A 25,538-nucleotide genomic window follows, 5' to 3' on the forward strand; every position below is an offset into this window, starting at 1 on the left:
CTGAATCATCGCTTCGCAGTCCGGCAAGGGCTGCGAACAGACCCATCACGCCTGAAGGAAACCGCCTCATGAACCACGACGTCATCATCACCTGCGCACTTACCGGTGCTGGCGACACGACCGCCAAGAGCCCCCACGTGCCGGTCACCCCGAAACAGATCGCCGCAGCCGCCGTGGAAGCGGCCAAGGCTGGCGCCACCGTCGTGCACTGCCATGTGCGCGATCCACAGACCGGCAAGTTCAGCCGTGACGTGGCGCTGTACCGCGAAGTGATGGAGCGCATCCGCGAGGCGGACGTCGACATCATCGTCAACCTCACCGCCGGCATGGGCGGCGACCTGGAGATCGGCGCTGGCGAGAATCCTATGGAGTTCGGCCCGAACACCGATCTGGTCGGCCCGCTGACTCGCCTGGCTCACGTTGAAGCATTGCTGCCGGAAATCTGCACCCTCGATTGCGGCACCCTCAACTTCGGCGATGGCGACACCATTTACGTTTCGACCCCGGCGCAGCTGCGGGCAGGCGCCAAGCGCATCACCGAGCTGGGCGTGAAAGCCGAACTGGAAATTTTCGACACCGGTCACCTGTGGTTCGCCAAGCAGATGATCAAGGAAGGCTTGCTCGACAACCCGTTGTTCCAGCTGTGCCTGGGCATCCCGTGGGGCGCGCCGGCCGACACCACCACCATGAAAGCCATGGTCGACAACCTGCCGGCGGACGCGGTGTGGGCCGGGTTTGGTATCGGCCGCATGCAGATGCCGATGGCCGCGCAAGCAGTGTTGCTCGGCGGCAACGTTCGGGTCGGCCTGGAAGACAACCTGTGGCTGGACAAGGGCGTGCTGGCGACCAACGGTCAATTGGTCGAACGCGCCACCGAGATCCTCAGCCGCCTCGGTGCCCGGGTACTGACCCCGGCGGAAGGCCGCAAGAAGATGGGCCTGACCCAGCGCGGCTAAACCTCACCCTTTCTCCCCTGTGAACATAAATTTTGTGGTGAGGGGATTTATCCCCGATGGGTGGCGAAGCCGCCCCAAAACCTGACAACCCGGGGCATCAGATAGACCGAGGGTGCTGGTTTTACGACTGCTTCGCAGCCGATCGGGACGGTGCGACGTTTCGCTAAATCCCCTCGCCACAAGAACAGAGTTTCCACAGGGATCACCGAACTCTCTCAGGAAATCGCCATGAGCTTTATCACCGAAATCAAAACCTTCGCCGCCCTCGGCAGCGGTGTCATCGGCAGCGGCTGGGTTGCCCGCGCCCTCGCCCACGGCCTCGATGTGGTGGCCTGGGACCCGGCGCCCGGCGCTGAAGCGGCACTGCGCAAACGCGTGGCCAATGCCTGGGGCGCACTGGAGAAAAGCGGCCTGGCGCCGGGCGCATCCCAAGATCGCCTGCGTTTTGTCGCGACCATCGAAGAATGCGTGCGCGATGCCGATTTCATTCAGGAAAGCGCCCCGGAACGCCTGGAGCTGAAACTGGAACTGCACAGCAAAATCAGCGCAGCGGCCAAGCCCAATGCTTTGATTGGATCGAGTACTTCAGGCCTGTTGCCGAGTGAGTTTTACGAGAGTTCGACGCACCCGGAACGCTGTGTGGTCGGTCATCCGTTCAATCCGGTTTACCTCCTGCCGCTAGTCGAAGTGGTCGGCGGCAAAAACACCGCGCCCGAAGCCGTGCAAGCGGCGATGAAAGTCTACGAATCCCTCGGCATGCGTCCGCTGCATGTGCGCAAGGAAGTTCCGGGCTTCATCGCCGACCGCTTGCTCGAAGCGTTGTGGCGCGAGGCGCTACACCTGGTCAACGATGGCGTTGCGACTACCGGCGAGATCGACGATGCGATCCGTTTTGGCGCCGGTTTGCGCTGGTCGTTCATGGGCACTTTCCTGACTTACACCCTGGCGGGTGGCGATGCCGGCATGCGCCACTTCATGTCGCAATTCGGCCCGGCGTTGCAGTTGCCGTGGACGTATCTGCCGGCGCCGGAGTTGACCGACAAGTTGATCGATGACGTGGTGGATGGCACCAGTGAACAGCTTGGCGAGCGCAGCATCTCGGCGCTGGAGCGCTATCGTGATGATTGTTTGCTAGCGGTGCTTGAGGCGGTGAAAGCTACCAAGGAGAAGCATGGGATGAGTTTCAGCGAGTGATGCGTCCGCTTCAAACTGCTGCCCTCACCCTAGCCCTCTCCCGGGGGGAGAGGGGACTGACCGAGGTGAATGTTCGAGCTACACCGACCTGAAAATACCGAGCCGAACTCAAGGTCTGAACAGCCCCCGATCAGCTCCCTTTCCCCCTCGCCCCCTTGGGGGCGGTCCGACGTTTCGGGAGGGCTGGGGTGAGGGGGTTGCTCTTGATCCTAACGACCCGCCAACTGCCGGAATCCAAACCATGCCCCACCTCACCACCTACCAAACCCGCATCATCCCCGACTGGGTCGACTATAACGGCCATCTGCGCGATGCCTTCTACCTGCTGATCTTCAGCTACGCCACCGACGCCCTGATGGACCGTCTCGGCATGGACAGCAACAACCGCGAAGCCAGCGGCAACTCGCTGTTCACCCTCGAACTGCATCTCAATTACCTGCATGAAGTGAAGCTCGACACCGACGTCGAAGTGCGCACGCAAATCATCGGCCACGACAGCAAGCGCCTGCACCTTTATCACAGCCTGCATAAGGTCGGAGAGGACCAGGAACTGGCCGGCAACGAACAAATGCTGCTCCACGTCGACCTTGCCGGCCCGCGTTCGGCGCCGTTCAGTGCCGACACCCTGAGCCGCCTGCAAGCCATCGTCGCCGAGCAGACCGACCTGCCCGCCCCCGCTTACATCGGCCGCGTCATCGCCCTGCCACCCGCCCGGTAAATCCCAATCGCAAGGAGCCGCCATGAACACCGCTGCCGCTGTTGCCGACTTCCGTACTTATCCGTTGATCAGCGCGCTGAGTGGCGTGCAGAGCCTGGCGGATCGCGTTTCGATTGCCTGGGCCGATGGCCGCATCAGCCCGTTTCATCATGTCTGGTTGCGGGATAACTGCCCGTGTGAACAGTGCGTCTACAACGTCACTCGCGAACAGCTTTTCGAGATTGTCGATGCGGCGCAGGATCTGGCCCCCGTTGCTGCGTATATCGATACCGGAGGCTGCCTGTGCATCGACTGGCAGGACGGCCATCTCAGCCGTTTCGATCCGGGCTGGCTGCGGGCGCATGCCTATGACGACGAATCCCGCGCCGAACGCCTGGCCGCCAAACCCAAGCCTTACCTGTGGCACAACGACTTGCAGTTGCCGGTCTTCGATTACTCGGCGCTGATGAACGACAACGCAGCTTTGCTGCAATGGCTGCTCGCCGTGCGTGATATTGGTCTGACTCAGGTGCGCGGCGTACCCACCGAAACCGGTTCGCTGAAACCCATTGCGCAACGCATTTCCTTCATCCGCGAAAGCAATTTCGGCGTGCTGTTCAACGTGCAATCCAAGGCCAACGCCGACAGCAACGCCTACACCGCTTTCAACCTGCCATTGCACACGGATCTGCCAACCCGAGAGCTGCAACCGGGGCTGCAATTTCTGCATTGTCTGGTGAATGACGCTGAGGGTGGCGAGAGCATTTTTGTCGACGGGTTTGCGATTGCCGATGCCTTGCGCCAGGAAGACTCTGCGTCATTTCAGGCGCTGTGCAAGATCCCGGTAGAATTTCGCAACAAGGATCGTCATAGCGACTATCGCTATCTGGCGCCGATCATTGCGCTGGATGCGCTGGGCCGGGTCGCGGAGATTCGCATGGCGAATTTTCTGCGCGGCGCGTTCGAGACGTCGGTGGAACAGATGCCGGTGTTGTATCGGGCTTATCGGCGGTTTATCGCGATGACGCGGGAGCCGCGTTTTCGCTTGATGCAGCGGCTTAGCCCAGGTGAGTTGTGGTGTTTTGATAATCGCCGCACGTTGCACGCGCGCAATGCGTTTGACCCAAGCACCGGGGCGCGGCACTTTCAGGGCGGTTACATCGACCGGGATGAGTTGTTGTCGCGCATCCTGGTGTTGCAACGCTAGATCGCAAAAAAAAGCCCCGATACCAGCCGTGACAGGATCGGGGCAGAGGGTACTGTTGAGGAGCTGCCGTGCGAGGGTGACCAAACCTTCGTGTTGCAAGCTGAGGTCAGTGTGCCCACTCCCCTTTATGACGAGTTAGCCGAAAACGACCTGTTCATAGCAGTCGCGGCCACTGCGACAAATCGCCCTTGCCGTCCCTCCCCTTGCCTACCAGAATCGAGCCACGACCTCCGTTGCCGAAGAAGGATTCGCCTCATGATGTATGCCGATTTGATCGATCAGGAAGACCTGTTGGGCCAGCTCAAGGCATTGGGATTTCAAGTGCCGAGCGGCTCCACGGCGGAGCAGGCTTGCGAGTGTGCGGTGCGTGGGCTGGATAACGTTCGCGCGTTTGAACTGCGCAAGATGGTCAAGGACATGTACACCAGCGGCGCAAGCATTCAGCCGGCGGTGCGTCAGGCCATCGATAAGCAGTTGTTGCCGGCATTGGCGCAGTACCAACAGACACATAGCGCCTGACACTGATCGCCTGATCGTTCCCATGCTCCGCGTGGGAATGCCTCAACGGACGCTCCGCGTTCGGCCTTTTGGGACGCGGAGCGTCCCGGGCTGCGCTCCCACGCAGAGCGTGGGAACGATCCTGATCAGAGCCTTACGCTGGCAAACGTCGACTCGTTCCGCGCCTGGCTCAACGCCGACATCGGCCCCGACAACGGCGACATCACGATCGCCTGCGGCAGCGGCAGCATCGCCACTTGCTGTGTCGTATTGGAACCCACACGCTCGTCACGCGGCGGAATGCCGAAGTATTCGCGGTAGCACTTGGAGAAGTGCGGCGTCGACACGAAACCACACACCGAAGCCACTTCGATGATCGACATCGGTGTCTGCTTGAGCAGTTGCCGGGCGCGGATCAGACGCAGCTTGAGGTAGTAGCGTGACGGCGAGCAGTGCAGGTACTTCTGGAACAGGCGCTCAAGCTGTCGACGCGACACGGCGACGTACACCGCCAATTCGTCGAGGTCGATCGGCTCTTCCAGATTCGCTTCCATCAACGCGACGATTTCCTGCAACTTCGGCTGGTTGGTGCCGAGCATGTGCTTGAGCGGCACGCGCTGGTGATCCTGCTCATTGCGGATGCGCTCGTAGACGAACATCTCCGAGATTGCGGCGGACAGTTCACGGCCGTGATCGCGGCTGATCAGGTGCAGCATCATGTCCAGCGGCGCGGTGCCGCCGGAGCTGGTGAACCGGTTACGGTCGAGGGTGAACAGGCGAGTGCTCATCGCCACGCGCGGGAAAGCTTCCTGCATCGCCGCCAGACATTCCCAGTGCACGCTGCAATCGAAACCGTCGAGCAGGCCGGCGCAGGCCAGCGCCCAACTGCCGGTGCACACGGCGCCGAGACGCTTCGACTGCCGCGCCTGGCTTTGCAGCCATGAGACGTGTTCACGGGTAACAGTGCGTTGAATGCCGATGCCGCCGCAGACGATCACGGTGTCCAGCGGCGGGGCTTTGTGCATGGAGGCGTCGGGGGTGATTTGCAGACCGTCACTGGCCCACACCTGGCCGCCATCGACGGTGAGGGTGCTCCAGCGATACAGCTCGCGACCGGACAATTGGTTGGCCATGCGTAGCGGTTCTACCGCAGAGGCCAGGGAAATCAGCGTGAAATTGTCCAGCAGCAGAAAGCCGATGGATTGAGGCGCACGGTTCTGGGGTTGGGCCCCTGAGTTGAACGACGTCATCGCGGTATCTCCTCACACAAAGCGGGTGATGGCCTCAGGCGGAGGCTCTTGTTATTGCCGCGTACTCATGCGGGAGACGGGCTTTGTTATGACAGAGCAATTGCCATGCCTAAAATTGAATGAGCGTTCAATAACTCCTGAAAACGACGTCGCGACGTGTCTATTCGAGACGTCCGACGAAAGGTATTTCGAAGTGCCATCAGCGATGGCGAAAGCCCTGCCCCGTAGCCTGTGAGCAAATCGGTAGCACTTGTGGGAACTGGCCTGCGCGCAGTTGGCGGGGAGTGTCACCCAAGGCACGGGTGACGGACGGTAGGAGGGGCGAATCAGGTGATGGAACTGGGAAATACTCTTATCTGATTGCGACGCGCTAAAAGGTGGCGCTTGCGGTTATGTGTGTTCACTTACCGAGCAGTTTTGACTGGTCCAGGCCCTGCAGCAATTTCAAATCAAACATGGATCCCTGTGGTGAGGGGATTTATCCCCGACCGGCTGCGTAGCGGCCGTAAATCCATTCACCATGGTGTGTCAGGCAGAACTTGATTTCAGGATTTGGGGCTGCTTCGCAGCCCATCGGGGATAAATCCCCTCGCCACAGGACACCTCTGTTTCAGCACTCAACTGCGCTCACCGCCAACCCACCCCGCGACGTCTCTTTATATTTGTCATGCATGTCGGCGCCGGTATCACGCATGGTGCGGATCACTCTATCGAGCGAGATGAAATGCTGACCATCCCCGCGCAAGGCCATCTGCGCCGCATTGATCGCTTTCACCGCCGCAATCGCGTTGCGCTCGATGCACGGCACTTGCACCAGCCCGCCCACCGGATCGCAGGTCAGGCCAAGGTTATGTTCCAGGCCGATTTCCGCTGCGTTGCATAATTGCTCGGGCGTGGCGCCAAGAATCTCCGCCAGCCCCGCCGCCGCCATCGCGCAGGCTGAGCCGACCTCGCCCTGACAACCGACTTCGGCGCCGGAGATCGAAGCATTCTTCTTGCACAGAATCCCCACCGCCGCCGCGCCCAGCAAGTAATCGACCACGTTGGCGTCAGTCACCGCTTCGCTGAACTTCATAAAGTAGTGCAACACCGCCGGGATGATCCCCGCCGCTCCATTGGTCGGCGCCGTAACCATGCGCCCGCCGGCGGCGTTCTCTTCGTTGACGGCAAGGGCAAACAGGTTGACCCACTCCATCGCACTCAGGGTCGAGCCGATCACATTGGGCTTGTTCAACTCTTGCAGACTGCGATGCAACTTCGCTGCGCGCCGCCGCACATTCAAACCACCGGGCAGAATGCCCTCGTGTTTCAGGCCCTGCTCGACGCAATCCTGCATCGCCCGCCACAGCGTCATCAGCCCAGCGCGTATCTCTTCTTCACTGCGCCAGACCTTTTCGTTGGCCATCATCAATTCGGCGACGCGCAGGTTGTTCTTTTTGCACAGTTCCAGCAGCTCGACGGCGCTGGAAAAGTCATAAGGCAACTCGGTGCGATCCAGATCGACCACACCGCTGGACGCCTGCGCTTCATCCACCACAAACCCGCCGCCGACTGAATAGTAGGTGTCGCGATGCAGTTCACCGTGATCGCCTTCGGCAACCAGGGTCATGGCGTTGGGGTGGAATGGCAGGTTTTCGTCAATCAGGCGCATGTCGCGAGCCCAGACAAACGGTACCGACAGGCGACCATCCAAGAGCAGGGTGTGAGTTTCGCGCAAGGCCTGGATGCGCGGGCCGATCTGCGACGGGTCGATTGCGTCCGGCCACTCGCCCATCAGGCCCATGATCACCGCGTTGTCGCTGCCGTGACCGATGCCGGTGGCCGACAGTGAACCGAAAAGTTGCACTTCGATGCGGCGCACGTGCTCCAACTGGTGCTTGCTGCGCAGCGACTCGACAAACAATGCCGCGGCGCGCATCGGCCCGACGGTGTGAGAACTGGAAGGGCCGATGCCGATTTTGAACAGGTCGAAAACGCTGATAGCCATTGCTGCAGAGCTCCTGAGGATGCCGGTCCGGGGCGTGAAGCGCCCACTGGCGGAGCTGCTACGCTCAAGCTGCGATCCGCCGGAATGCCGGCATCATCGGGCTTTTGTCGAGTCGCACGGCGTCTGACACCGACGCACTCATGCCCACTAACGCCGTAGCGCTTTCGTCCCCGGTTTTCGCCGTTTTTATGCGGTTCAGATGGCCAAACGGGGCTGAAAAAAGCTGTAAACGACGTCACTGACACTGGATGCGACCATCCCTGTACTGGATACGACGCCCCCTGTAGGCGTCAGATTTTCACTGGTACATGATCGTTATGACTCGATTGCAAGGCGCCGTGGTAGAGCTGTCTCCAGAACGCCATCCAACCGCAACCTATAAGTGCGGTGGTCCACAGTCGGAACACTGCCAAAAAAAACACCAAGGAGTCCATCCATGAAAGGTTCCCCGTCGTTGTTGTTGGCCGCCATGCTGAGTCTGCCGTTACTGGCTCAAGCCGCAGAACCGGCGCAGTGCAGTACCGTTAACTTCTCCGATGTCGGCTGGACCGACATCACCGCCACCACCGCAACCACCTCCGTTGTTCTCAACGCCCTCGGCTACAAGACCAAGACCACCATGATCTCCGTGCCTGTGACATACAAGTCGCTGGCCGACGGCAAGAACATGGACGTGTTCCTCGGCAACTGGATGCCGACCATGGAAAACGACATCAAGGCCTACCGCGAAGCCGGCACCGTGGAGACCGTGCGCACCAACCTCACGGGCGCCAAGTACACGCTCGCCGTGCCGCAAGCCCTGTACGACAAAGGTCTGCATGACTTCGCCGACATCGCCAAATTCAAGAAAGAACTCGACGGCAAGATCTACGGCATCGAGCCTGGCAACGACGGCAACCGTCTGATCCAGAGCATGATCGACAAGGACGCCTTCGGCCTGAAAACCGCCGGTTTCAAAGTCGTCGAATCCTCCGAAGCGGGCATGCTCTCGCAGGTTGACCGTGCTTCTCGGCGTGGCACCGAAGTGGTGTTCCTCGGCTGGGCGCCGCACCCGATGAACAAGCGCTTCAAGATCCAGTACCTGACTGGTGGTGACGAATTCTTCGGCCCTGATTTCGGTGCCGCAACTGTGGCGACCAACACCCGCAAGGGCTACGCCACCGAGTGCAGCAACGTCGGCCAGTTGCTGAAGAACCTGGAGTTCACTGTCGACATGGAAAGTGAACTGATGGGCAACATCCTCGACGACAAGATGAAGCCTGACGCGGCCGCCAAGGCCTGGCTGAAAAAGAATCCACAAGTGCTCGATACCTGGCTCGCTGGCGTGACCACCATTGACGGTAAACCTGGCCTGGAGGCCGTGAAAGCCAAGATTGCTCAGTAATCGCTTATGCCGGACGGCTCCGGCCGTCCGGGCTGTTTATTTCCTTGCATGCGGACGTTCACTACCATGCTGATTGATCAGAAAATACCTTTAGGCCAGTACATCGCGGGCTTCGTTGAATGGTTGACGCAACACGGCGCCAACACCTTCGACGCCATCGCCGTGACGCTGGAAACGATGATCCACGGCGTGACGTTTGCGCTCACCTGGTTCAACCCTTTCGTCTTGATCGGCCTCATTGCCATCCTCGCCCATTTCATCCAGCGCAAATGGGGGCTGACTGTTTTTGTGATTGCGTCCTTTCTGCTGATCCTCAATCTGGGCTACTGGCAGGAAACCATGGAAACCCTCGCCCAGGTCATGTTCGCGACCCTGGTCTGCGTGGTCATCGGCGTGCCGTTGGGCATCGTCGCCGCGCACAAACCGATGTTCTACACAGTGATGCGTCCGGTACTCGATCTGATGCAGACCGTACCGACCTTCGTTTACCTCATTCCTACCCTGACCCTCTTCGGGCTGGGTGTGGTGCCAGGCCTGATCTCCACGGTGGTGTTCGCCATCGCTGCGCCGATCCGCCTGACCTACCTGGGCATCCGCGATGTCCCACAAGAACTGATGGACGCCGGCAAGGCCTTCGGCTGCTCGCGTCGCCAATTGCTCTCACGGATCGAACTGCCTCACGCCATGCCGAGCATCGCGGCCGGCATCACCCAGTGCATCATGCTGTCGCTGTCGATGGTGGTGATCGCGGCACTGGTGGGCGCCGACGGACTCGGCAAACCGGTGGTCAACGCACTGAACACTGCTGATATCGCCCTGGGCTTCGAAGCAGGCCTGGCGATCGTACTGCTGGCGATCATGCTCGACCGTATTTGCAAACAACCCGACGCTAAAGTAGGGGGTGACGCATGAGCATAATTCGCTTCGAAGACGTCGACGTAATCTTCTCCAAAGATCCACGCGAGGCACTCAAGCTGCTGGATCAGGGCATGACCCGTAACGAGATTCTGAAAAAGACCGGGCAAATTGTCGGTGTGGAAAAAGCCACGCTGGACATCAACAAAGGCGAAATCTGCGTACTGATGGGCTTGTCCGGTTCCGGCAAGTCGAGCCTGTTGCGCTGCATCAACGGTCTCAACACCGTGAGTCGCGGCAAGCTGTTCGTCGAGCATGAGAACCGTCAGATCGACATCGCTTCCTGCACCCCGGCAGAACTGAAAATGATGCGCACTAAACGCATCGCCATGGTGTTCCAGAAGTTCGCCCTGATGCCGTGGCTGACCGTGCGCGAGAACATCAGCTTCGGTCTGGAAATGCAGGGTCGACCGGAGAAGGAACGCAAGAAACTGGTCGATGAAAAACTCGAACTGGTGGGCCTGACCCAATGGCGCAACAAGAAGCCTGACGAACTCTCCGGCGGCATGCAGCAACGCGTGGGCCTGGCCCGTGCGCTGGCGATGGACGCCGACATTCTGCTGATGGACGAACCGTTCTCGGCACTCGACCCGCTGATCCGCCAAGGTCTGCAAGACGAACTGCTGGAACTGCAACGCAAGCTGAGCAAGACCATCGTGTTTGTGAGCCACGACCTCGACGAGGCGCTGAAACTCGGCAGCCGCATCGCGATCATGAAGGACGGCCGGATCATCCAGTACAGCGTGCCGGAAGAGATCGTGCTGAACCCGGCGGATGACTATGTGCGTACATTCGTGGCGCACACCAATCCGCTCAACGTGCTCTGCGGTCGCAGCCTGATGCGCACGCTGGACAAGTGCAAACGCATCAACGGTTCGGTATGCCTCGATCCGGGCGGCGACTCGTGGCTGGACCTGGCCGAAGGCAACACCATCAAGGGTGCACGGCAGAACGGTTCGGTGCTGAACCTGCAGAACTGGGCACCGGGGCAAGCGGTAGAAGGGCTGGAGCGCAAGCCGACGCTGGTGGATTCGAATATCGGCATGCGTGATGCATTGCAGATTCGTTATCAGACCGGCAACAAACTGGTGCTGCACGATAACAATCATGTGGTGGGGATTCTGGGCGACAGCGAGTTGTATCACGCGTTGCTGGGCAAGAACCTGGGCTAAACACCCCACACACAAAAACGCCGCGAGAGGATCGCGGCGTTTTTGTTAGTGCATATATTCAGCTGCAAACAGAGAACCTGTGGTGAGGGGATTTATCCCCGATGGGCTGCGGAGCAGTCCTGAAACCGTCAAACGCGGTTGTTCTGGACGACCGCGGTTGACGACTTGGGGCCGCTTCGCGCCCCATCGGGGATAAATCCCCTCGCCACAATAGTTCGGCGGTGTACTCACCACACCGCCGACCTCAGGCGTTAGCTGTACACCCGGCCAAGGAGCTGCCGATGGCTTTCAAACTGATCGAGCACATCCCGCGTGATCTGATCCTGCGTGAAGCCCATCAGGTCGTAATCCTGACTGCCGTTGTGCAGATACACCTCGGCGCGATAGAAACGCTGACGCGCCTCTTCAGACTCGATCGATTCAGTCGGGGTCGCCAGATAGCCATCCAGGCTCACTTCGTAAACGAAAGGGTTGCCCTCTTCCATCTCGATGCGCACGCCCATGCAACGTTTGGATTTACCCAACAACGTTTGCACTTCCAGACCCTGCGCACGCATTTGCGCAGCCGCATCTTCCAGCGCCGGGCTGACCTGTTTGTCCATGAAACGCTGCACCACCGATTGGCTCGGTTGCAGATCCAGTTGCGTCAAACGCTCGCTGAAACCACGACGACCGCGCTCAGCCAGTTGCGCTTGCTCCTGTTCAATCTGCACGTCCTGACGCATCGCCTTGTGCAGGCCAAACATGAAGAACACCAACACCACCGAGAACGGCAGACCGGCCAGCACCACCATGGTTTGCATGGCTTCGAAGTTACCGGCGAACAGCAGACCGATGGTCACCAGGGTGATCACCGCCGACCAGAAAATCCGCAGCCAGTGCGGCGCATCTTCGTCGACGTTGCCGCCCTTGCACGACAGATTCGCCATCATCACCGCGCCGGAGTCGGCCGGGGTCAGGAACAGCACGAAACCGACAAAGATCGACACACCGATGACGACTTTCGACGCCGGGTAGTGCTCAAGCAACTGATAGATCGCCATCGACGGCTGTTCCAGCGCCGTCTTGCCCAACTCAACCGCCCCCTGGTTCATCACCAGATCCAGTGCCGAGTTACCGAAGATCGACAGCCACGCCAGAGTGAAGCCCAGCGGAATGAGCAGTACGCCGGCGACCAGTTCACGCACGGTACGACCACGGGAAATCCGCGCGATGAACATGCCTACGAATGGAGCCCAGGAAATCCACCACGCCCAGTAGAACAGAGTCCACAGGCCCATCCAGCGCTCGGATTTCTCGCCACTGCCTTCGTACACATAAAGGTCGAACGTTTTCAGGACGATGCCGTTGAGGTAATCGCCGATGTTCTGTACGAAGCCGTTGAGCAGGTGCAGCGTCGGGCCAAACAGCAGAACGAAAATCAGCAGACCGCTGAACAGCACGATGTTCAGGTTGGACAGACGACGGATGCCGTTTTCCACACCGGACACGGCAGCGATGGTCGCTACGGTGCTCATCACGATGATCACGATCAGCAAATTGGTGTTGCTGTGTTCCATGCCGAACAGGTTTTCCAGGCCGGAGGACACTTGCAGCGAGCCGATCCCCAGGTTGGTCACCAGACCCAGCAGGGTCACGAACATGCCGAAGCCGTCTACAGCGTGACCGGCCGCGCCTTTGACCCAACGCTCGCCCACCAGCGGATACAGCGCCGAACGCAGGGCCAGCGGCTGGTTATGACGATAGGCAAAGTAAGCAACAGCCAGACCGACCAGTGCGTAGATTGCCCAGCCGTGCAGGCCCCAGTGCAGGAACGTCAGTTGCACCGCCTGACGCGCGGCCATGTTGGTGGCCGCTGCGCCTTCCGGCGGATTGAAGTAGTGATCCAGTGGCTCGGATGCGCCGAAGTACAGCAGCGAAATACCGATACCCGACGAGAACAGCATCCCCGCCCAGGCGCCGTAACTGAAATCCGGGGTGTCGTCCTTGCTGCCCAGTTTGAGTTTGCCGTAGGAGGAAAACGCCAGGCCCACCACAAACACCAGGTAAGCGGCGATCACCACCATGTAGTACCAGCCGAAGCTGCGCGACAACCAGGCCTGAGCGATACCCAACAATCTGCCGGCCTCTTGCGGGGCGATGATCAGAATGGCGGTCAACAACAGAATCAGCGCGGTAGAGGTGTAAAACACCCAACCGTTGACCGTCACCTTCTCGGGCGGGGTCTTTATAAGCGAGGCAGAACTCATGGCACAAATGCTCCAGGCAGTGCGAGAGAAGAACACAAGGCAACACGGAACCCGACCAATCGGTTAGTTGGCAGCCGACCGGCGGGTGATATAAAGACACCCCGAAAAAAGCCCGAACCTGCCGAAATGGCGCTGCGAATCGCTTTCGTGGCCAAAGCAGTGCGGACGTTCATCCGAAACCTGGCCCTGAGCGTCTTGCCCATTCAACACGTCCATCGAACAGCGAACCGCGCCATGCCCCACGCAGGTTTCAAGCATTTTCGGATGTCGGTTTTATCGCCACTTACGTGTAGGAAATATCTGTAGGCAGCGACGATTTGTCGCAGATCTTATTCTTTGTTGATTGAACGTTCAATCAAAACAAAATAGACTGGCCCTCAATCCGATAAGCGTTCATCGCCCGTCGGAAGGCCTAAGGAGATGTGCAAGATGCCCAAGGTCGGTATGCAACCCATCCGCCGCCAACAACTGATCGAAGCCACGTTGCAAGCGGTCGATCAGGTCGGAATGGGGGACGCCAGCATTGCGCTGATCGCCCGTTTGGCCGGTGTCTCGAATGGCATCATCAGTCATTACTTTCAGGACAAGAACGGCCTGATTGCCGCCACGATGCGGTATCTGATGAATGTCCTCAGCGAGAACGTCACCGCGCGCCGTCAGGCGCTGGCAGACAGCAGCCCACGGGCGCATCTGCAGGTGATCATCGAAGGCAACTTCGACGCCAGCCAGGTCAATGGCCCGGCAATGAAAACCTGGCTGGCCTTCTGGGCCACCAGCATGCACCAGCCGTCTTTGCACAGGTTGCAGCGGATCAACGATCACCGTCTGTATTCCAACCTGTGCTGCGAGTTCCGCCGCGTGTTGCCGCTCGAAGATGCGCGCAGCGCCGCCCGGGGTCTCGCAGCCCTCATCGACGGTTTGTGGTTGCGCGGCGCACTGTCGGGAGACGCTTTCGACACGGCGCAGGCGCAACAGATCGCTTACGAATACATGGATTTCCAATTGGCCAAGCAGGTGAGCTAGAGCACAGAGAAAACGCTCGGCCCCTGAACCGCCACCGCAGCGTCATCGCGGTGGTCAACGCCAACCACTAATGCACTTGCGAGGACACTATGGCCCGTTTCGAACTGCAAAAACTCTACATCGATGGCGCGTACTCCGACGCTGGCAGCGATGCCACCTTCGAAGCCATCAACCCGGCGAACGGTGAAGTCCTCGCCAAAGTGCAACGTGCGACCAAGGAAGACGTCGAGCGTGCTGTGGTCAGCGCCGAAAAGGGCCAGAAAATCTGGGCCGCGATGACCGCCATGGAGCGTTCGCGCATCCTGCGTCGCGCCGTCGACATCCTGCGCGAGCGCAACGATGAACTGGCTGCTCTGGAAACTCTGGACACCGGTAAAGCCTTCTCCGAAACCAAGTACGTCGACATCGTCACCGGCGCTGACGTGCTGGAATACTACGCAGGCCTGGTACCCGCCATCGAAGGTGAGCAGATCCCGCTGCGTGACACCGCTTTCGTCTACACCCGTCGCGAGCCGCTGGGCGTGGTTGCCGGTATCGGCGCGTGGAACTACCCGATCCAGATCGCGCTGTGGAAATCCGCTCCAGCCCTGGCGGCCGGTAACGCGATGATCTTCAAGCCAAGCGAAGTCACCTCGCTGACCACCCTGAAACTGGCCGAGATCTACACCGAAGCCGGCGTACCGAATGGCGTGTTCAACGTTCTGACCGGCAGCGGCCGTGAAGTCGGCACTTGGCTGACCGAGCACCCGCGCATCGAGAAGATCTCGTTCACTGGCGGCACCGACACCGGCAAGAAAGTAATGGCCAGCGCTTCGGCTTCGTCGCTCAAAGACGTGACCATGGAACTGGGCGGCAAATCCCCGCTGATCATCTTCGACGACGCCGACCTCGATCGCGCTGCCGACACCGCGATGATGGCCAACTTCTACAGCTCCGGTCAGGTTTGCACCAACGGTACTCGCGTATTCGTGCCTAGCCACCTGAAAGCTGCTTTCGAAGCCAAGATCGTTGAGCGCGTTGCGCGCATCCGCGTCGGCAACCCGGAAGACGAAAACACCAACTTCGGCCCACTGGTCAGCTTCCCGCACATGGAAAGCGTGCTGGGTTACATCGCCAAGGGTAAAGAAGAAGGTGCCCGCGTCCTGTGTGGCGGCGAGCGTCTGACCGACGGCGAGTTCGCCAAAGGCGCATTCGTTGCTCCGACCGTGTTCACCGATTGCACCGACGACATGACCATCGTCCGTGAAGAAATCTTTGGCCCGGTCATGGCGATCCTCTCCTACGAAACCGAAGAAGAAGTGATCCGTCGCGCCAACGACACCGACTTCGGCCTGGCCGCCGGTATCGTCACCAAAGACCTGAACCGCGCTCACCGCGTGATTCATCAACTGGAAGCCGGTATCTGCTGGATCAACGCCTGGGGCGAGTCCGACGCAAAAATGCCGGTGGGCGGTTACAAGCAGTCGGGCGTGGGTCGTGAGAACGGCATCAGCTCGCTGAACAACTTCACTCGCATCAAATCGGTACAGGTCGAGCTGGGCGATTACGTCTCGGTGTTCTGATTGTGGCGAGGGGATTTATCCCCGATGGGCTGCGAAGCAGCCCCCTTCCAGACCCTGCAGTTCTCCAGATAGATCTCAATCGCTGATTTCAGGACTGCTGCGCAGCCCATCGGGGATAAATCCCCTCACCACAGGCTTTGCAGGGTCCCGGCGATCTTGACCTGACCAACTTCAAAGAGGGTGCATTCAATGTCCCAAGAATTCGATTACATCATCATCGGTGCCGGCTCGGCCGGTAACACCCTGGCGACCCGTCTGACTGAAGACGAAGGCGTCACCGTTCTGCTGCTCGAAGCAGGCGGCCCGGACTACCGTTTAGACTTCCGCACGCAAATGCCGGCCGCCCTGGCGTTCCCGCTGCAAGGCCGTCGCTACAACTGGGCCTACGAAACCGATCCAGAGCCACACATGGACGGTCGCCGGATGGAATGCGGTCGCGGCAAAGGCCTCGGCGGTTCCTCGCTGATCAACGGCATGTGCTACATCCGCGGCAACGCGATGGACTACGACGGCTGGGCGAAACTGCCAGGCCTGGAAAACTGGTCGTACCTCGACTGCCTGCCGTACTTCCGCAAAGCCGAAACCCGCGACATCGGCCCGAACGACTACCACGGTGGCGAAGGCCCGGTCAGCGTGACCACGCCGAAGGCGGGTAACAACCCGCTGTTCCACGCCATGGTTGAAGCTGGCGTACAAGCCGGCTACCCGCGCACCGAAGACCTGAACGGTTACCAGCAGGAAGGTTTCGGCCCGATGGACCGCACCGTGACGCCGAATGGCCGTCGTGCTTCCACCGCCCGTGGTTACCTCGACACCGCTAAAAAGCGTTCGACTCTGACCATCGTCACCCACGCCCTGACCGACAAGATCCTGTTCGAAGGCAAGCGTGCGGTCGGCGTGCGCTACCTGGTCGGCGACGCTGAAGAACGCGTTGAAGTCAAAGCGCGCAAAGAAGTGTTGCTGTGCTCCGGCGCCATCGCTTCGCCGCAGGTTCTGCAGCGTTCCGGCGTAGGCCCGGCGAAACTGCTGGAAAGCCTCGACATTCCGGTCGTCCACGATCTGCCGGGCGTCGGTGAAAACCTGCAGGACCACCTTGAGCTGTACCTGCAATACGCTTGCACCCAACCGGTTTCGCTGTACCCGTCGCTGCTCTGGTACAACCAGCCAGCCATCGGTGCCGAATGGCTGTTCAACGGCACCGGCATCGGCGCCAGCAACCAGTTCGAGGCCGGCGGTTTCATCCGTTCGCGTCCGGAATTCGAATGGCCGAACATCCAGTACCACTTCCTGCCGGTGGCGATTAACTACAACGGCAGCAACGGGGTGAAAGAGCACGGTTTCCAGGCGCACATGGGTTCCATGCGTTCGCCAAGCCGTGGTCGCATCCAGGTCAAATCCAAGGATCCGCGTCAGCATCCGAGCATCCTGTTCAACTACATGGCCACCGAGCAGGACTGGCAGGAATTCCGCGATGGCATCCGCCTGACCCGTGAAATCATGCAACAGCCTGCACTGGACGCCTTCCGTGGCCGCGAAATCAGCCCGGGCATCGACGTGCAAACTGATGAACAGCTGGACAAGTTCATTCGTGAGCACGCCGAAACCGCGTTCCACCCGTCCTGCTCGTGCAAGATGGGCACCGACGAGATGGCTGTGGTCGATGGCGAAGGTCGTGTGCACGGCATGCAAGGCCTGCGTGTGGTCGATGCGTCGATCATGCCGATCATCACCACCGGCAACCTGAACGCGCCGACGATCATGATGGCCGAGAAAATCGCCGACAAGATCCGTGGCCGCCAGCCGCTGCCGCGTAGCACCGCTGCTTACTACGTTGCGGGCGATGCGCCAGTGAAGGGCAAACCGATGCGTGATATCACGCCTGTTGCTCAGTAAGACGTAATACCGAGGCGCGGCCTTCGCGAGCAGGCTCGCTCCCACAGTAGATCTCCAGTGAACACAAAATGTGTGAGCGCTCAGGATTTAATGTGGGAGCGAGCCTGCTCGCGAAGGGGCCCTCACATTCAGCACAAATCCCTCTTCTTCAAGTAAATCCTCCTACACCCCCTCTTCACTTGATCCTACCCCCACGCAGGCCTACTCTAGACCTCGCGCGACCGCTTCCCCCCTCCCCGCCGAATCGCAATGCCCCGCTACTCCATAACAAGGAGGTTCCCGAATGTTCGATTTCCACCCCCAGCTCAAGCAGCGCTTCGCTGCCTTGCGCACGGGCGCTGAATTCTTTTCCCTGCGGTATGTACGCGAGTCCGGCCAGTACCTGTCGGTGCGCAAGAACGTTGCCGAACCGCCGAGCCTGAGCCGCGACGAAGGGGCGATGCTCACGGTGCGGGTCAACGGTGTCGAGGCCTACGCGGCCACCAACGACCTTTCGCAACAAGGCCTGCAAGCCGCCCTTGAGCGCGCCGAACAGCAGGCCCGGGCGCTCAAGCCCCACGCCTTGCTCGACCTGCGCGATCAGCCGGTTTCGAGCGACCGCGCCGATTACTTTTCACCCAATCTTGACCAACCCTTCCCGTCCCTGAGTGAATGCTTTGAGCTGCTCGGCGCCGAATCCGCCTCGGTGCCAAAGGATGAGCGCCTGGTGAATTGGGAAGTGAGCATCGGCATCACCCACGTCGAGCAGATCTACCTGAGCAGCGCCGGCGCCGAACTGCGCCAGGCCCAGCGCTTCGTCTACCCGAGCCTCGACGTCACCGCCTACGACGGCAACGACAGCCAGACCCGCAGCCTCGGCCGTGAGAACTTCGGCCAGCAGGGCGGCGCGGATGTGATCAGCCGCTGCGGCCTGATCGGCGCCGGCCCGCAAGTCGCCGATCAGGCCTTGCAACTGCTGCTCGCACCGAACACCCCGCAAGGCCCGCGCGACCTGCTGCTGATGCCCGACCAGATGATGCTGCAGATCCACGAGTCCATCGGCCACCCGCTGGAACTCGACCGCATCCTCGGCGATGAACGTAATTACGCAGGCACCAGTTTCGTCAAAGCCAGCGACTTCGGCAGCCTGCAATACGGCTCGAAACTGCTCAACGTGACGTTCGATCCGGGTATTCCCGAAGAACTCGCCAGCTACGGCCATGACGACGACGGCACCAAGGCCAGCAAACAATTCCTGATTCGCGAAGGCCTGTTACTCCGGCCATTGGGCGGTGCACTGTCGCAGTTCCGTGCAGGGCTCGACGGCGTCGCCAACAGCCGCGCCTGCGGCTGGAACCGCCCGCCGATCGACCGCATGGCCAACCTCAACATCGAACCGGGCGACCAGCCACTTGAGCAGATGATCAAGGGCATCGAGCACGGCATTTTGATGAGCACCAACCGTTCGTGGTCGATTGACGATGCGCGCAACAAATTCCAGTTCGGCTGTGAATGGGGTCAGTTGATCGAAAACGGCGAACTCAAAGGCGTGGTGAAAAACCCCAACTACCGGGCGATTTCCGCGCACTTCTGGAAGAGCCTGCGCGCTGTCGGCGATGCCAACACCGTCAAGGTGCTGGGCACGCCAAACTGCGGCAAAGGCGAACCGAACCAGGTAATCCGCGTCGGCCACGCTTCACCGGCCTGCGTATTCAGCAACGTTGATGTATTTGGGGGAGACGCCTGATGAGTATTTCGAAGAGTCAGTCCGACGCCTTCAAGGTCATGGTCAATTGGCTGCGCGACAGCGTGCGCGAGCCCGAGCAGTTCACCCTCAGCTACGCCGCCGAATCCTCGGCATTCGTGCGTTTCAACCACGCCAAGGTGCGGCAGGCCGGGCAAGTGCAACAAGCCGAGGTTGGCCTGAAACTGATCAACGACGGCCGCCACGCCGACCTGCACATCACCCTGTCCGGTGATCAGGAAGCCGACCTGCAACGCCTTGCCGAAGGCCTGCATCAACTGCGCGAAACCCTGCCGCTGCTGCCGCAGGATCCGTATCTGTTGCTCAACCACAACGGCTGGCAGAGCAAGAACATCCAGGAACATCCGCTGCCTGACACCGAGCAGGTCGTGGCAGAAATCTGCGCTGCTGCTGAAGGTCTGGATCTGGTCGGTTTCTATGCGGCCGGCCCGATCAGCCGTGGCTTCGCCAGCTCTGCGGGTGCATTTGGCTGGCATCAGGCCAACAGCTTCAATTTCGACTTCAGCCTGTTCCATGAAAATGGCGAAGCGGTGAAGGCGAGCTACGCCGGGCACGAATGGAGCAGCGAAGGCTTCGCCAAGCGTTTCCAGCAGGCCCGCGAGCAGCTTGAGTTTCTCGGTCGCCCGCTGCGCACACTGGCACCGGGGCAGTACCGCGCTTACCTGGCACCCGCCGCACTGGAAGAAATCATGGGCATGTTGTGCTGGGGTGGTTTCTCGGCACAGTCGATTGCCAGCAAAAGCAGCCCGCTGCAAAAGCTGTATGCCGGCGATCAGACATTCAGCCCACTGGTGTCGCTGGATGAGAAAGTCAGCGGTTCACTGAGCCCGGCGTTTTCCGGCGAGGGTTATCCGCGCAGCGATCTGCGGCTGATCATCGAAGGCAAGGCCGGCGAGCAATTGGTCGGGTCGCGCAGTGCCGCCGAATACGGCTTGACCGCCAACGGCGCCAGCGGCGGTGAAGCACCGAGTGCGTTGAACATGGCGGCCGGTGATCTGTCGCAAGCGGAGATACTCAAGCAATTGGGCACCGGGCTGTACATCAGCAATTTGTGGTACCTGAACTTCTCGGATCAACCGGCGGCGCGCCTCACCGGCATGACTCGCTTCGCAACCTTCTGGGTCGAGAACGGCGAGATTCAGGCGCCGGTCAGCACCATGCGTTTTGATGACAGCGCTTACAACCTGCTCGGTTCGCAGCTGGAAGCGCTGACCGCCGAGCGCGAGATGTTGTTGTCGGCGAGCACGTATAGCCAGCGCAATACTTCGTCGGCGCTATTGCCGGGCGCGCTGGTGAGCCGATTGACGCTAACGCTGTAAACATAAATCCCCGGCACACCGGGGATCAAATGTTGGAATGAGCTTTGTGGCGAGGGGATTTATCCCCGATGGACTGCGCAGCAGGCCCCCGCATTTGATTTTAAAAGCGGGGGCCGCTACGCGCCCCATCGGGGATAAATCCCCTCACCACAGGGTTTCATTTCAGAACAAGAATTCGGATTAACCCACAAGAGGTTCCATGCCCAACCGCCCGCCTCTCGACGCCATCACCGCACGCTGGTTGCCGTGGGTCGTCGCCATCGCGTTCTTCATGCAGTCCCTCGACGGGACCATCCTCAACACCGCCCTGCCGGCCATGGCCCGGGATCTGGCCGAAGACCCGTTACGCATGCAAGGCGTGGTCATCGCCTACATGCTCACCGTGGCGTTGTTGATCCCCGCTTCCGGCTGGATCGCCGACCGCTTCGGCACCAAGAAAATCTTCTTCGGCGCGATCCTGCTGTTCAGCCTCGGCTCGCTGCTCTGCGCGCTGTCGAGCAGCTTGAGCATGCTGGTCGGGGCCCGGGTGATTCAGGGCCTTGGCGGTGCGCTGATGCTGCCAGTCGGGCGACTGGTGGTGCTGCGTGCCTATCCGCGATCCGAACTGGTGCGGATCATGGGCTTCATCACCATTCCCGGCCTGCTCGGCCCACTGATCGGCCCGACCATGGGCGGCTGGATGGTGGAGTACCTGACGTGGCACTGGATCTTCCTGATCAACCTGCCGGTGGGCGTGATCGGTTGTTACGCGGTATGGAAATTCATTCCCGATCTGCGCGGCACTGAGCGCACGCGTTTCGACAGTCTCGGCTTCCTGCTGTTTGGTTCGGCGATGATCCTCATCACCATCGCCATGGAAGGCCTCGGCGAACTGCACCTGCCGCACTTGCGGGTGATGTTGCTGCTGTTCGGCGGCATGGCGTGTCTCGCGGCGTACTGGCTGCGCGCCGGGCATATCGAAAATCCATTGTTCGCGCCATCGCTGTTCAAGACTCGTACATTTGCCGTCGGCATTCTCGGCAACCTGTTCGCCCGTCTGGGCAGCGGCGCCCTGCCGTTTCTGGTGCCGTTGCTGCTGCAAGTGGCGCTGGGTTATTCACCGTCGCAAGCCGGGATGAGCATGCTGCCGCTGGCCGCTGCGGCGATGGTCGCCAAGTGGGTGGCGCGGCCGCTGATTGAACGCCTCGGTTATCGCATCGTTCTCACCAGCAACACGCTGGCGCTGGGGATCATGCTGGCGAGCATGGGTCTGGTCAGCGAGCAGACGCCGTACTGGTTGCTCTTGTGCCTGCTGGCGGTGCTCGGCGCGATCAACTCGCTGCAATTCACCGCGATGAACACCGTGACCCTGATCGACCTCGATGACGCCAGCGCCAGTAGCGGCAACAGTCTGCTGTCGGTGGTCGCGCAGTTGTCGTTGAGTCTCGGTGTGGCGTGCGCCGGTGCATTGCTCGGCGGTTTTACGGCGGAGATCGGCAACGATGGCGTGGAAACCGTGCTGGGTGCGTTCCAGTTGACCTTTGTGACGGTCGGAATCATGGCGATGCTCGCCGCGACGATCTTCTCGCAACTGTCGAAAGAAGATGGCCGGCGCGCCAAACGTCCGGAAGAACACATCGAACATTAATCACTGTTCGTCCAGAACTTTCGAGGAAAGTGGCACGGGGCTGCTACACTGCGCGACATTTTGTTTTGCAGGCCAGTCCCGTGACCACCATCGCCACCGCTTTTAATACTCTGCCGCTGTCCGCCGCCATGCTGGCTAACCTCGAATCCCTCGGTTATGCCCAAATGACGCCGATCCAGGCGCAGAGCTTGCCGGTGATCCTCAAGGGGATGGACCTGATCGCCCAGGCCAAAACCGGCAGCGGCAAAACCGCTGCATTCGGCATCGGCCTGCTCAACCCGATCAACCCGCGCTACTTCGGTTGCCAGGCGCTGGTGATCTGCCCGACCCGTGAGCTGGCCGACCAGGTCGCCAAGGAAGTCCGTCGTCTGGCCCGTGCCGAAGACAACATCAAAGTCCTGACCCTGTGCGGCGGCGTGTCGTTCGGCCCGCAGATCGCTTCGCTGGAACACGGCGCACACATCATCGTCGGCACCCCGGGACGCATTCAGCAGCATCTGCGCAAGGGTTCGCTGGTACTTGATGGCCTGAACACGCTGATCCTCGACGAAGCCGACCGCATGCTCGACATGGGTTTCTACGACGCCATCGAAGACATCATCGTCAAAACCCCAGAGCGTCGTCAGACCCTGCTGTTCTCCGCCACTTACCCGGTGGGCATCAAGCAACTGGCCTCGAAATTCATGCGTGACCCGCAAACGGTCAAGGCCGAAGCGTTCCACGATGACACGCAGATCGAGCAGCGTTTCTACGAGATTTCCCCGGAAGACCGTATGAGCGTGGTGACCAAAGTCCTGCACCACTTCCGTCCGGCCTCCTGCGTGGCGTTCTGTTTCACCAAGCAGCAGGTGCAGGAAACCGTCGACCACCTGACCGCCAAAGGCATTTCCGCCGTCGGCTTGCACGGCGATCTGGAACAGCGTGACCGCGATCAGGTGCTGGCAATGTTCGCCAACCGCAGTACTTCGGTACTGGTCGCCACCGACGTTGCGGCCCGTGGTCTGGACATCGATGCACTGGACATGGTGATCAACGTCGAACTGGCGCGCGACTCGGAAATCCACATTCACCGCGTTGGCCGTACCGGTCGTGCCGGCGAGAAAGGCATTGCGATCAGCCTCGTTGCACCGGGCGAAGCGCACCGCGCGCAGGCCATCGAGCAACTGCAGAAATCCCCGCTGAACTGGGATCAGGTCGACAACCTCAAGTCCCAGGGCCTCGCCCCGTTGCAGCCGCCGATGACCACCCTGTGCATCGGCGCTGGCCGTAAAGACAAAGTGCGTCCGGGCGACATCCTCGGTGCTCTGACGGGCGACGCCGGCATTCCCGGCGCTCAGGTCGGCAAGATCGCAATCTTCGATTTCCAGGCCTACGTGGCCGTTGAACGCACCGTGGCCATGCAAGCCTTGCAGCGTTTGAACGACGGCAAGATCAAGGGCCGTTCGTTGCGCGTGCGTATCTTGTAAACAATCTTCCATCCAAAGGAGATCCCCTGTGGGAGCGAGCCTGCTCGCGAATGCAATCTGTCAGTCGACATCAGTGTTGAATGACACACCGCTTTCGCGAGCAGGCTCGCTCCCACAGTTTGTTTTGTAGCGATCCACCAAGAGGACACCGTTTTGCGCTCTACCGAAGTCGTGATCATTGGCGCTGGCGCCGCTGGATTGATGTGTGCACTGACCGCCGCCGGGCGTGGCCGTCAGGTACTGCTGCTCGACCATGCGAACAAGGCCGGCAAGAAAATCCTGATGTCGGGCGGTGGTCGCTGCAATTTCACCAACATGTACACCGAACCAAGCAATTTCCTTTCGCAAAACCCGCACTTCTGCAAATCCGCACTGGCACGCTACACCCAGTGGGATTTCATCGGCATGGTCGGCAAGCACGCCGTGCCGTATCACGAGAAAAAGCTCGGCCAGTTGTTTTGCGATAACAAGTCCAGCGACATCCTCGGCATGCTGCTGGACGAGTGCGATCAGGTCGGCGTCGAGTTGCACCTCGATACCTCGATCCAGACCATCGAAAAAATCGAGAGCGGTTACCTGCTCGACACCACCCTCGGCCAGATCCAGTGCCAGTCGCTGGTGATCGCCACCGGCGGTCTGTCGATCCCCACGCTAGGCGCCACCGGTTTCGGTTATCAGGTAGCCAAACAGTTCGGCCACGAACTGCTGCCGACCCGCGCCGGCCTGGTGCCGTTCACCATCACCGATCAGCTCAAGGACTTGTGCACGGAGCTGTCCGGCACTTCCGTGGATTGTCTGGTGAGCTGCAACGACCAGAGTTTTCGCGAGAACATCCTGTTCACCCATCGCGGGCTCAGTGGGCCGGCGATCTTGCAGATCTCGTCGTTCTGGGAATCCGGCGACACGGTAGAGATCAATCTGCTGCCGGATCACGACGCGGCTACATGGCTGCAACAGCAAGTGGCCGAACGCCCGAACAGCGAACTGAAAACCCTGCTCGGTGAAATCTTCACCAAGAAGATGGCTGGTTTGCTGGCGGACAACTGGTTCGTCTCCAAACCGATGAAGCAATACACCCATGCCGAGCTGGCGGAAATCGCCGACAAGCTAGGGAGCTGGAAAGTCGTTCCGGCCGGCACCGAAGGTTATCGCACCGCCGAAGTTACGCTGGGTGGTGTCGATACTCGCGAAGTCTCCTCCAAGACCATGGAATCGCTGAAAAGCCCTGGCCTGTACTTCATCGGCGAGGTGCTCGACGTCACCGGCCATCTGGGCGGCTTCAACTTCCAGTGGGCCTGGGCCTCGGGTTACGCGGCTGCGCAGTACGTCTGATCCAAACCCAATGCAAAACCCTGTGGGAGCGAGCTTTTGTGGTGAGGGGATTTATCCCCGATT

At 60.3% G+C, this 25,538-nt stretch carries 19 protein-coding genes; 16 read left to right on the forward strand and 3 right to left on the reverse strand.

The features are described from left to right. The first annotated feature begins 68 nt into the window (after positions 1–68). The 5 genes from cdhC to ACA069_RS26375 all read left to right on the forward strand — a co-directional run bounded on the left by cdhC (position 69) and on the right by ACA069_RS26375 (position 4,573). Complete coding sequence (gene cdhC / locus ACA069_RS26355; protein ID WP_093429893.1) at positions 69–956, forward strand: 3-dehydrocarnitine:acetyl-CoA trimethylamine transferase CdhC; 888 nt, start codon at positions 69–71, stop codon at positions 954–956. A gap of 228 nt (positions 957–1,184) precedes the next feature. Then, the gene (locus tag ACA069_RS26360; RefSeq protein WP_187679671.1) at positions 1,185–2,150 is read left to right on the forward strand and encodes an L-carnitine dehydrogenase; all 966 of its coding nucleotides are present in this window, start codon (positions 1,185–1,187) and stop codon (positions 2,148–2,150) included. A 241-nt stretch (positions 2,151–2,391) separates the two neighbouring features. Then, entirely contained in the window at positions 2,392–2,868 is a 477-nt protein-coding gene (locus ACA069_RS26365; RefSeq protein ID WP_187679672.1) for a thioesterase family protein, read from the forward strand. Between the two features lie 22 nt (positions 2,869–2,890). Beyond that, complete coding sequence (locus ACA069_RS26370; protein WP_497615501.1) at positions 2,891–4,054, forward strand: gamma-butyrobetaine dioxygenase; 1,164 nt, start codon at positions 2,891–2,893, stop codon at positions 4,052–4,054. 255 nt (positions 4,055–4,309) lie between these two features. After that, positions 4,310–4,573 carry a hypothetical protein gene (locus tag ACA069_RS26375; protein WP_103304375.1) on the forward strand — a complete coding sequence of 88 codons (264 nt, stop codon included), beginning with the start codon at positions 4,310–4,312 and terminating at the stop codon, positions 4,571–4,573. A 125-nt stretch (positions 4,574–4,698) separates the two neighbouring features. On the opposite strand, the gene gbdR is transcribed toward ACA069_RS26375, so the two are convergent. Then, positions 4,699–5,802, reverse strand: a complete 1,104-nt coding sequence (gene gbdR, locus ACA069_RS26380) for a choline metabolism transcriptional regulator GbdR (protein WP_007949927.1) — start codon at positions 5,800–5,802, stop codon at positions 4,699–4,701. Positions 5,803–6,412: 610 nt separating this feature from the next. Then, a complete protein-coding gene (locus ACA069_RS26385; RefSeq protein WP_401270921.1) occupies positions 6,413–7,789 on the reverse strand; it encodes an L-serine ammonia-lyase in 1,377 nt (458 codons plus the stop codon). A 436-nt stretch (positions 7,790–8,225) separates the two neighbouring features. Here ACA069_RS26385 and ACA069_RS26390 point away from each other — a divergent pair, with 436 nt between their 5' ends. The 3 genes from ACA069_RS26390 to choV all read left to right on the forward strand — a co-directional run bounded on the left by ACA069_RS26390 (position 8,226) and on the right by choV (position 11,260). Next, positions 8,226–9,173: a choline ABC transporter substrate-binding protein gene (locus ACA069_RS26390; protein WP_187679676.1), complete on the forward strand. Its 948-nt coding sequence runs from the start codon at positions 8,226–8,228 to the stop codon at positions 9,171–9,173. A 66-nt stretch (positions 9,174–9,239) separates the two neighbouring features. After that, the gene (gene choW, locus ACA069_RS26395; protein WP_497615502.1) at positions 9,240–10,085 is read left to right on the forward strand and encodes a choline ABC transporter permease subunit; all 846 of its coding nucleotides are present in this window, start codon (positions 9,240–9,242) and stop codon (positions 10,083–10,085) included. Continuing rightward, positions 10,082–11,260 (forward strand): choline ABC transporter ATP-binding protein, encoded by a 1,179-nt coding sequence (gene choV / locus ACA069_RS26400; RefSeq protein ID WP_016772804.1) that lies wholly within the window; start codon positions 10,082–10,084, stop codon positions 11,258–11,260. The genes choW and choV overlap by 4 nt, the downstream gene beginning before the upstream one ends. 251 nt (positions 11,261–11,511) lie before the next feature. Here choV and ACA069_RS26405 read toward each other — a convergent pair whose 3' ends face one another. Next, positions 11,512–13,452 carry a BCCT family transporter gene (locus tag ACA069_RS26405; protein WP_497618311.1) on the reverse strand — a complete coding sequence of 647 codons (1,941 nt, stop codon included), beginning with the start codon at positions 13,450–13,452 and terminating at the stop codon, positions 11,512–11,514. A 486-nt stretch (positions 13,453–13,938) separates the two neighbouring features. Here ACA069_RS26405 and betI point away from each other — a divergent pair, with 486 nt between their 5' ends. The 8 genes from betI to ACA069_RS26445 all read left to right on the forward strand — a co-directional run bounded on the left by betI (position 13,939) and on the right by ACA069_RS26445 (position 25,475). Further along, on the forward strand, positions 13,939–14,532 hold the full coding sequence (gene betI / locus ACA069_RS26410; RefSeq protein WP_025108530.1) for a transcriptional regulator BetI: 594 nt from the start codon (positions 13,939–13,941) through the stop codon (positions 14,530–14,532). 89 nt (positions 14,533–14,621) lie between these two features. Beyond that, positions 14,622–16,094 carry a betaine-aldehyde dehydrogenase gene (betB, locus tag ACA069_RS26415; RefSeq protein ID WP_187679680.1) on the forward strand — a complete coding sequence of 491 codons (1,473 nt, stop codon included), beginning with the start codon at positions 14,622–14,624 and terminating at the stop codon, positions 16,092–16,094. Positions 16,095–16,283: 189 nt separating this feature from the next. After that, the gene (gene betA, locus ACA069_RS26420) at positions 16,284–17,987 is read left to right on the forward strand and encodes a choline dehydrogenase (RefSeq protein ID WP_187679681.1); all 1,704 of its coding nucleotides are present in this window, start codon (positions 16,284–16,286) and stop codon (positions 17,985–17,987) included. A 283-nt stretch (positions 17,988–18,270) separates the two neighbouring features. After that, entirely contained in the window at positions 18,271–19,713 is a 1,443-nt protein-coding gene (locus ACA069_RS26425) for a TldD/PmbA family protein (protein WP_401271783.1), read from the forward strand. Then, entirely contained in the window at positions 19,713–21,050 is a 1,338-nt protein-coding gene (locus ACA069_RS26430; RefSeq protein ID WP_187679683.1) for a TldD/PmbA family protein, read from the forward strand. The genes ACA069_RS26425 and ACA069_RS26430 overlap by 1 nt, the downstream gene beginning before the upstream one ends. Positions 21,051–21,249: 199 nt before the next feature. Beyond that, on the forward strand, positions 21,250–22,677 hold the full coding sequence (mdtD, locus tag ACA069_RS26435; protein ID WP_497615503.1) for a multidrug transporter subunit MdtD: 1,428 nt from the start codon (positions 21,250–21,252) through the stop codon (positions 22,675–22,677). An 80-nt stretch (positions 22,678–22,757) separates the two neighbouring features. Then, a complete protein-coding gene (gene dbpA / locus ACA069_RS26440; protein ID WP_187679685.1) occupies positions 22,758–24,143 on the forward strand; it encodes an ATP-dependent RNA helicase DbpA in 1,386 nt (461 codons plus the stop codon). Between the two features lie 153 nt (positions 24,144–24,296). Continuing rightward, a complete protein-coding gene (locus ACA069_RS26445; protein WP_497615504.1) occupies positions 24,297–25,475 on the forward strand; it encodes a BaiN/RdsA family NAD(P)/FAD-dependent oxidoreductase in 1,179 nt (392 codons plus the stop codon). The last annotated feature ends 63 nt before the right edge of the window (positions 25,476–25,538 follow it).

Source organism: Pseudomonas sp. LBUM1652, from assembly GCF_059716105.1.

What these genes read in the sequence shown, in the direction of transcription:
- ACA069_RS26430 (WP_187679683.1), top strand. Translation starts at nt 19,713, where the DNA reads ATGAGTATTTCGAAGAGTCAGTCCGACGCCTTCAAGGTCATGGTCAAT.
- ACA069_RS26425 (WP_401271783.1), top strand. Translation starts at nt 18,271, where the DNA reads ATGTTCGATTTCCACCCCCAGCTCAAGCAGCGCTTCGCTGCCTTGCGC.
- ACA069_RS26390 (WP_187679676.1), top strand. Translation starts at nt 8,226, where the DNA reads ATGAAAGGTTCCCCGTCGTTGTTGTTGGCCGCCATGCTGAGTCTGCCG.
- gbdR (WP_007949927.1), bottom strand. Translation starts at nt 5,802, where the DNA reads ATGACGTCGTTCAACTCAGGGGCCCAACCCCAGAACCGTGCGCCTCAA.
- betB (WP_187679680.1), top strand. Translation starts at nt 14,622, where the DNA reads ATGGCCCGTTTCGAACTGCAAAAACTCTACATCGATGGCGCGTACTCC.
- choW (WP_497615502.1), top strand. Translation starts at nt 9,240, where the DNA reads ATGCTGATTGATCAGAAAATACCTTTAGGCCAGTACATCGCGGGCTTC.
- ACA069_RS26385 (WP_401270921.1), bottom strand. Translation starts at nt 7,789, where the DNA reads ATGGCTATCAGCGTTTTCGACCTGTTCAAAATCGGCATCGGCCCTTCC.
- ACA069_RS26360 (WP_187679671.1), top strand. Translation starts at nt 1,185, where the DNA reads ATGAGCTTTATCACCGAAATCAAAACCTTCGCCGCCCTCGGCAGCGGT.
- betA (WP_187679681.1), top strand. Translation starts at nt 16,284, where the DNA reads ATGTCCCAAGAATTCGATTACATCATCATCGGTGCCGGCTCGGCCGGT.
- ACA069_RS26365 (WP_187679672.1), top strand. Translation starts at nt 2,392, where the DNA reads ATGCCCCACCTCACCACCTACCAAACCCGCATCATCCCCGACTGGGTC.
- cdhC (WP_093429893.1), top strand. Translation starts at nt 69, where the DNA reads ATGAACCACGACGTCATCATCACCTGCGCACTTACCGGTGCTGGCGAC.
- mdtD (WP_497615503.1), top strand. Translation starts at nt 21,250, where the DNA reads ATGCCCAACCGCCCGCCTCTCGACGCCATCACCGCACGCTGGTTGCCG.
- ACA069_RS26370 (WP_497615501.1), top strand. Translation starts at nt 2,891, where the DNA reads ATGAACACCGCTGCCGCTGTTGCCGACTTCCGTACTTATCCGTTGATC.
- ACA069_RS26375 (WP_103304375.1), top strand. Translation starts at nt 4,310, where the DNA reads ATGATGTATGCCGATTTGATCGATCAGGAAGACCTGTTGGGCCAGCTC.
- betI (WP_025108530.1), top strand. Translation starts at nt 13,939, where the DNA reads ATGCCCAAGGTCGGTATGCAACCCATCCGCCGCCAACAACTGATCGAA.
- choV (WP_016772804.1), top strand. Translation starts at nt 10,082, where the DNA reads ATGAGCATAATTCGCTTCGAAGACGTCGACGTAATCTTCTCCAAAGAT.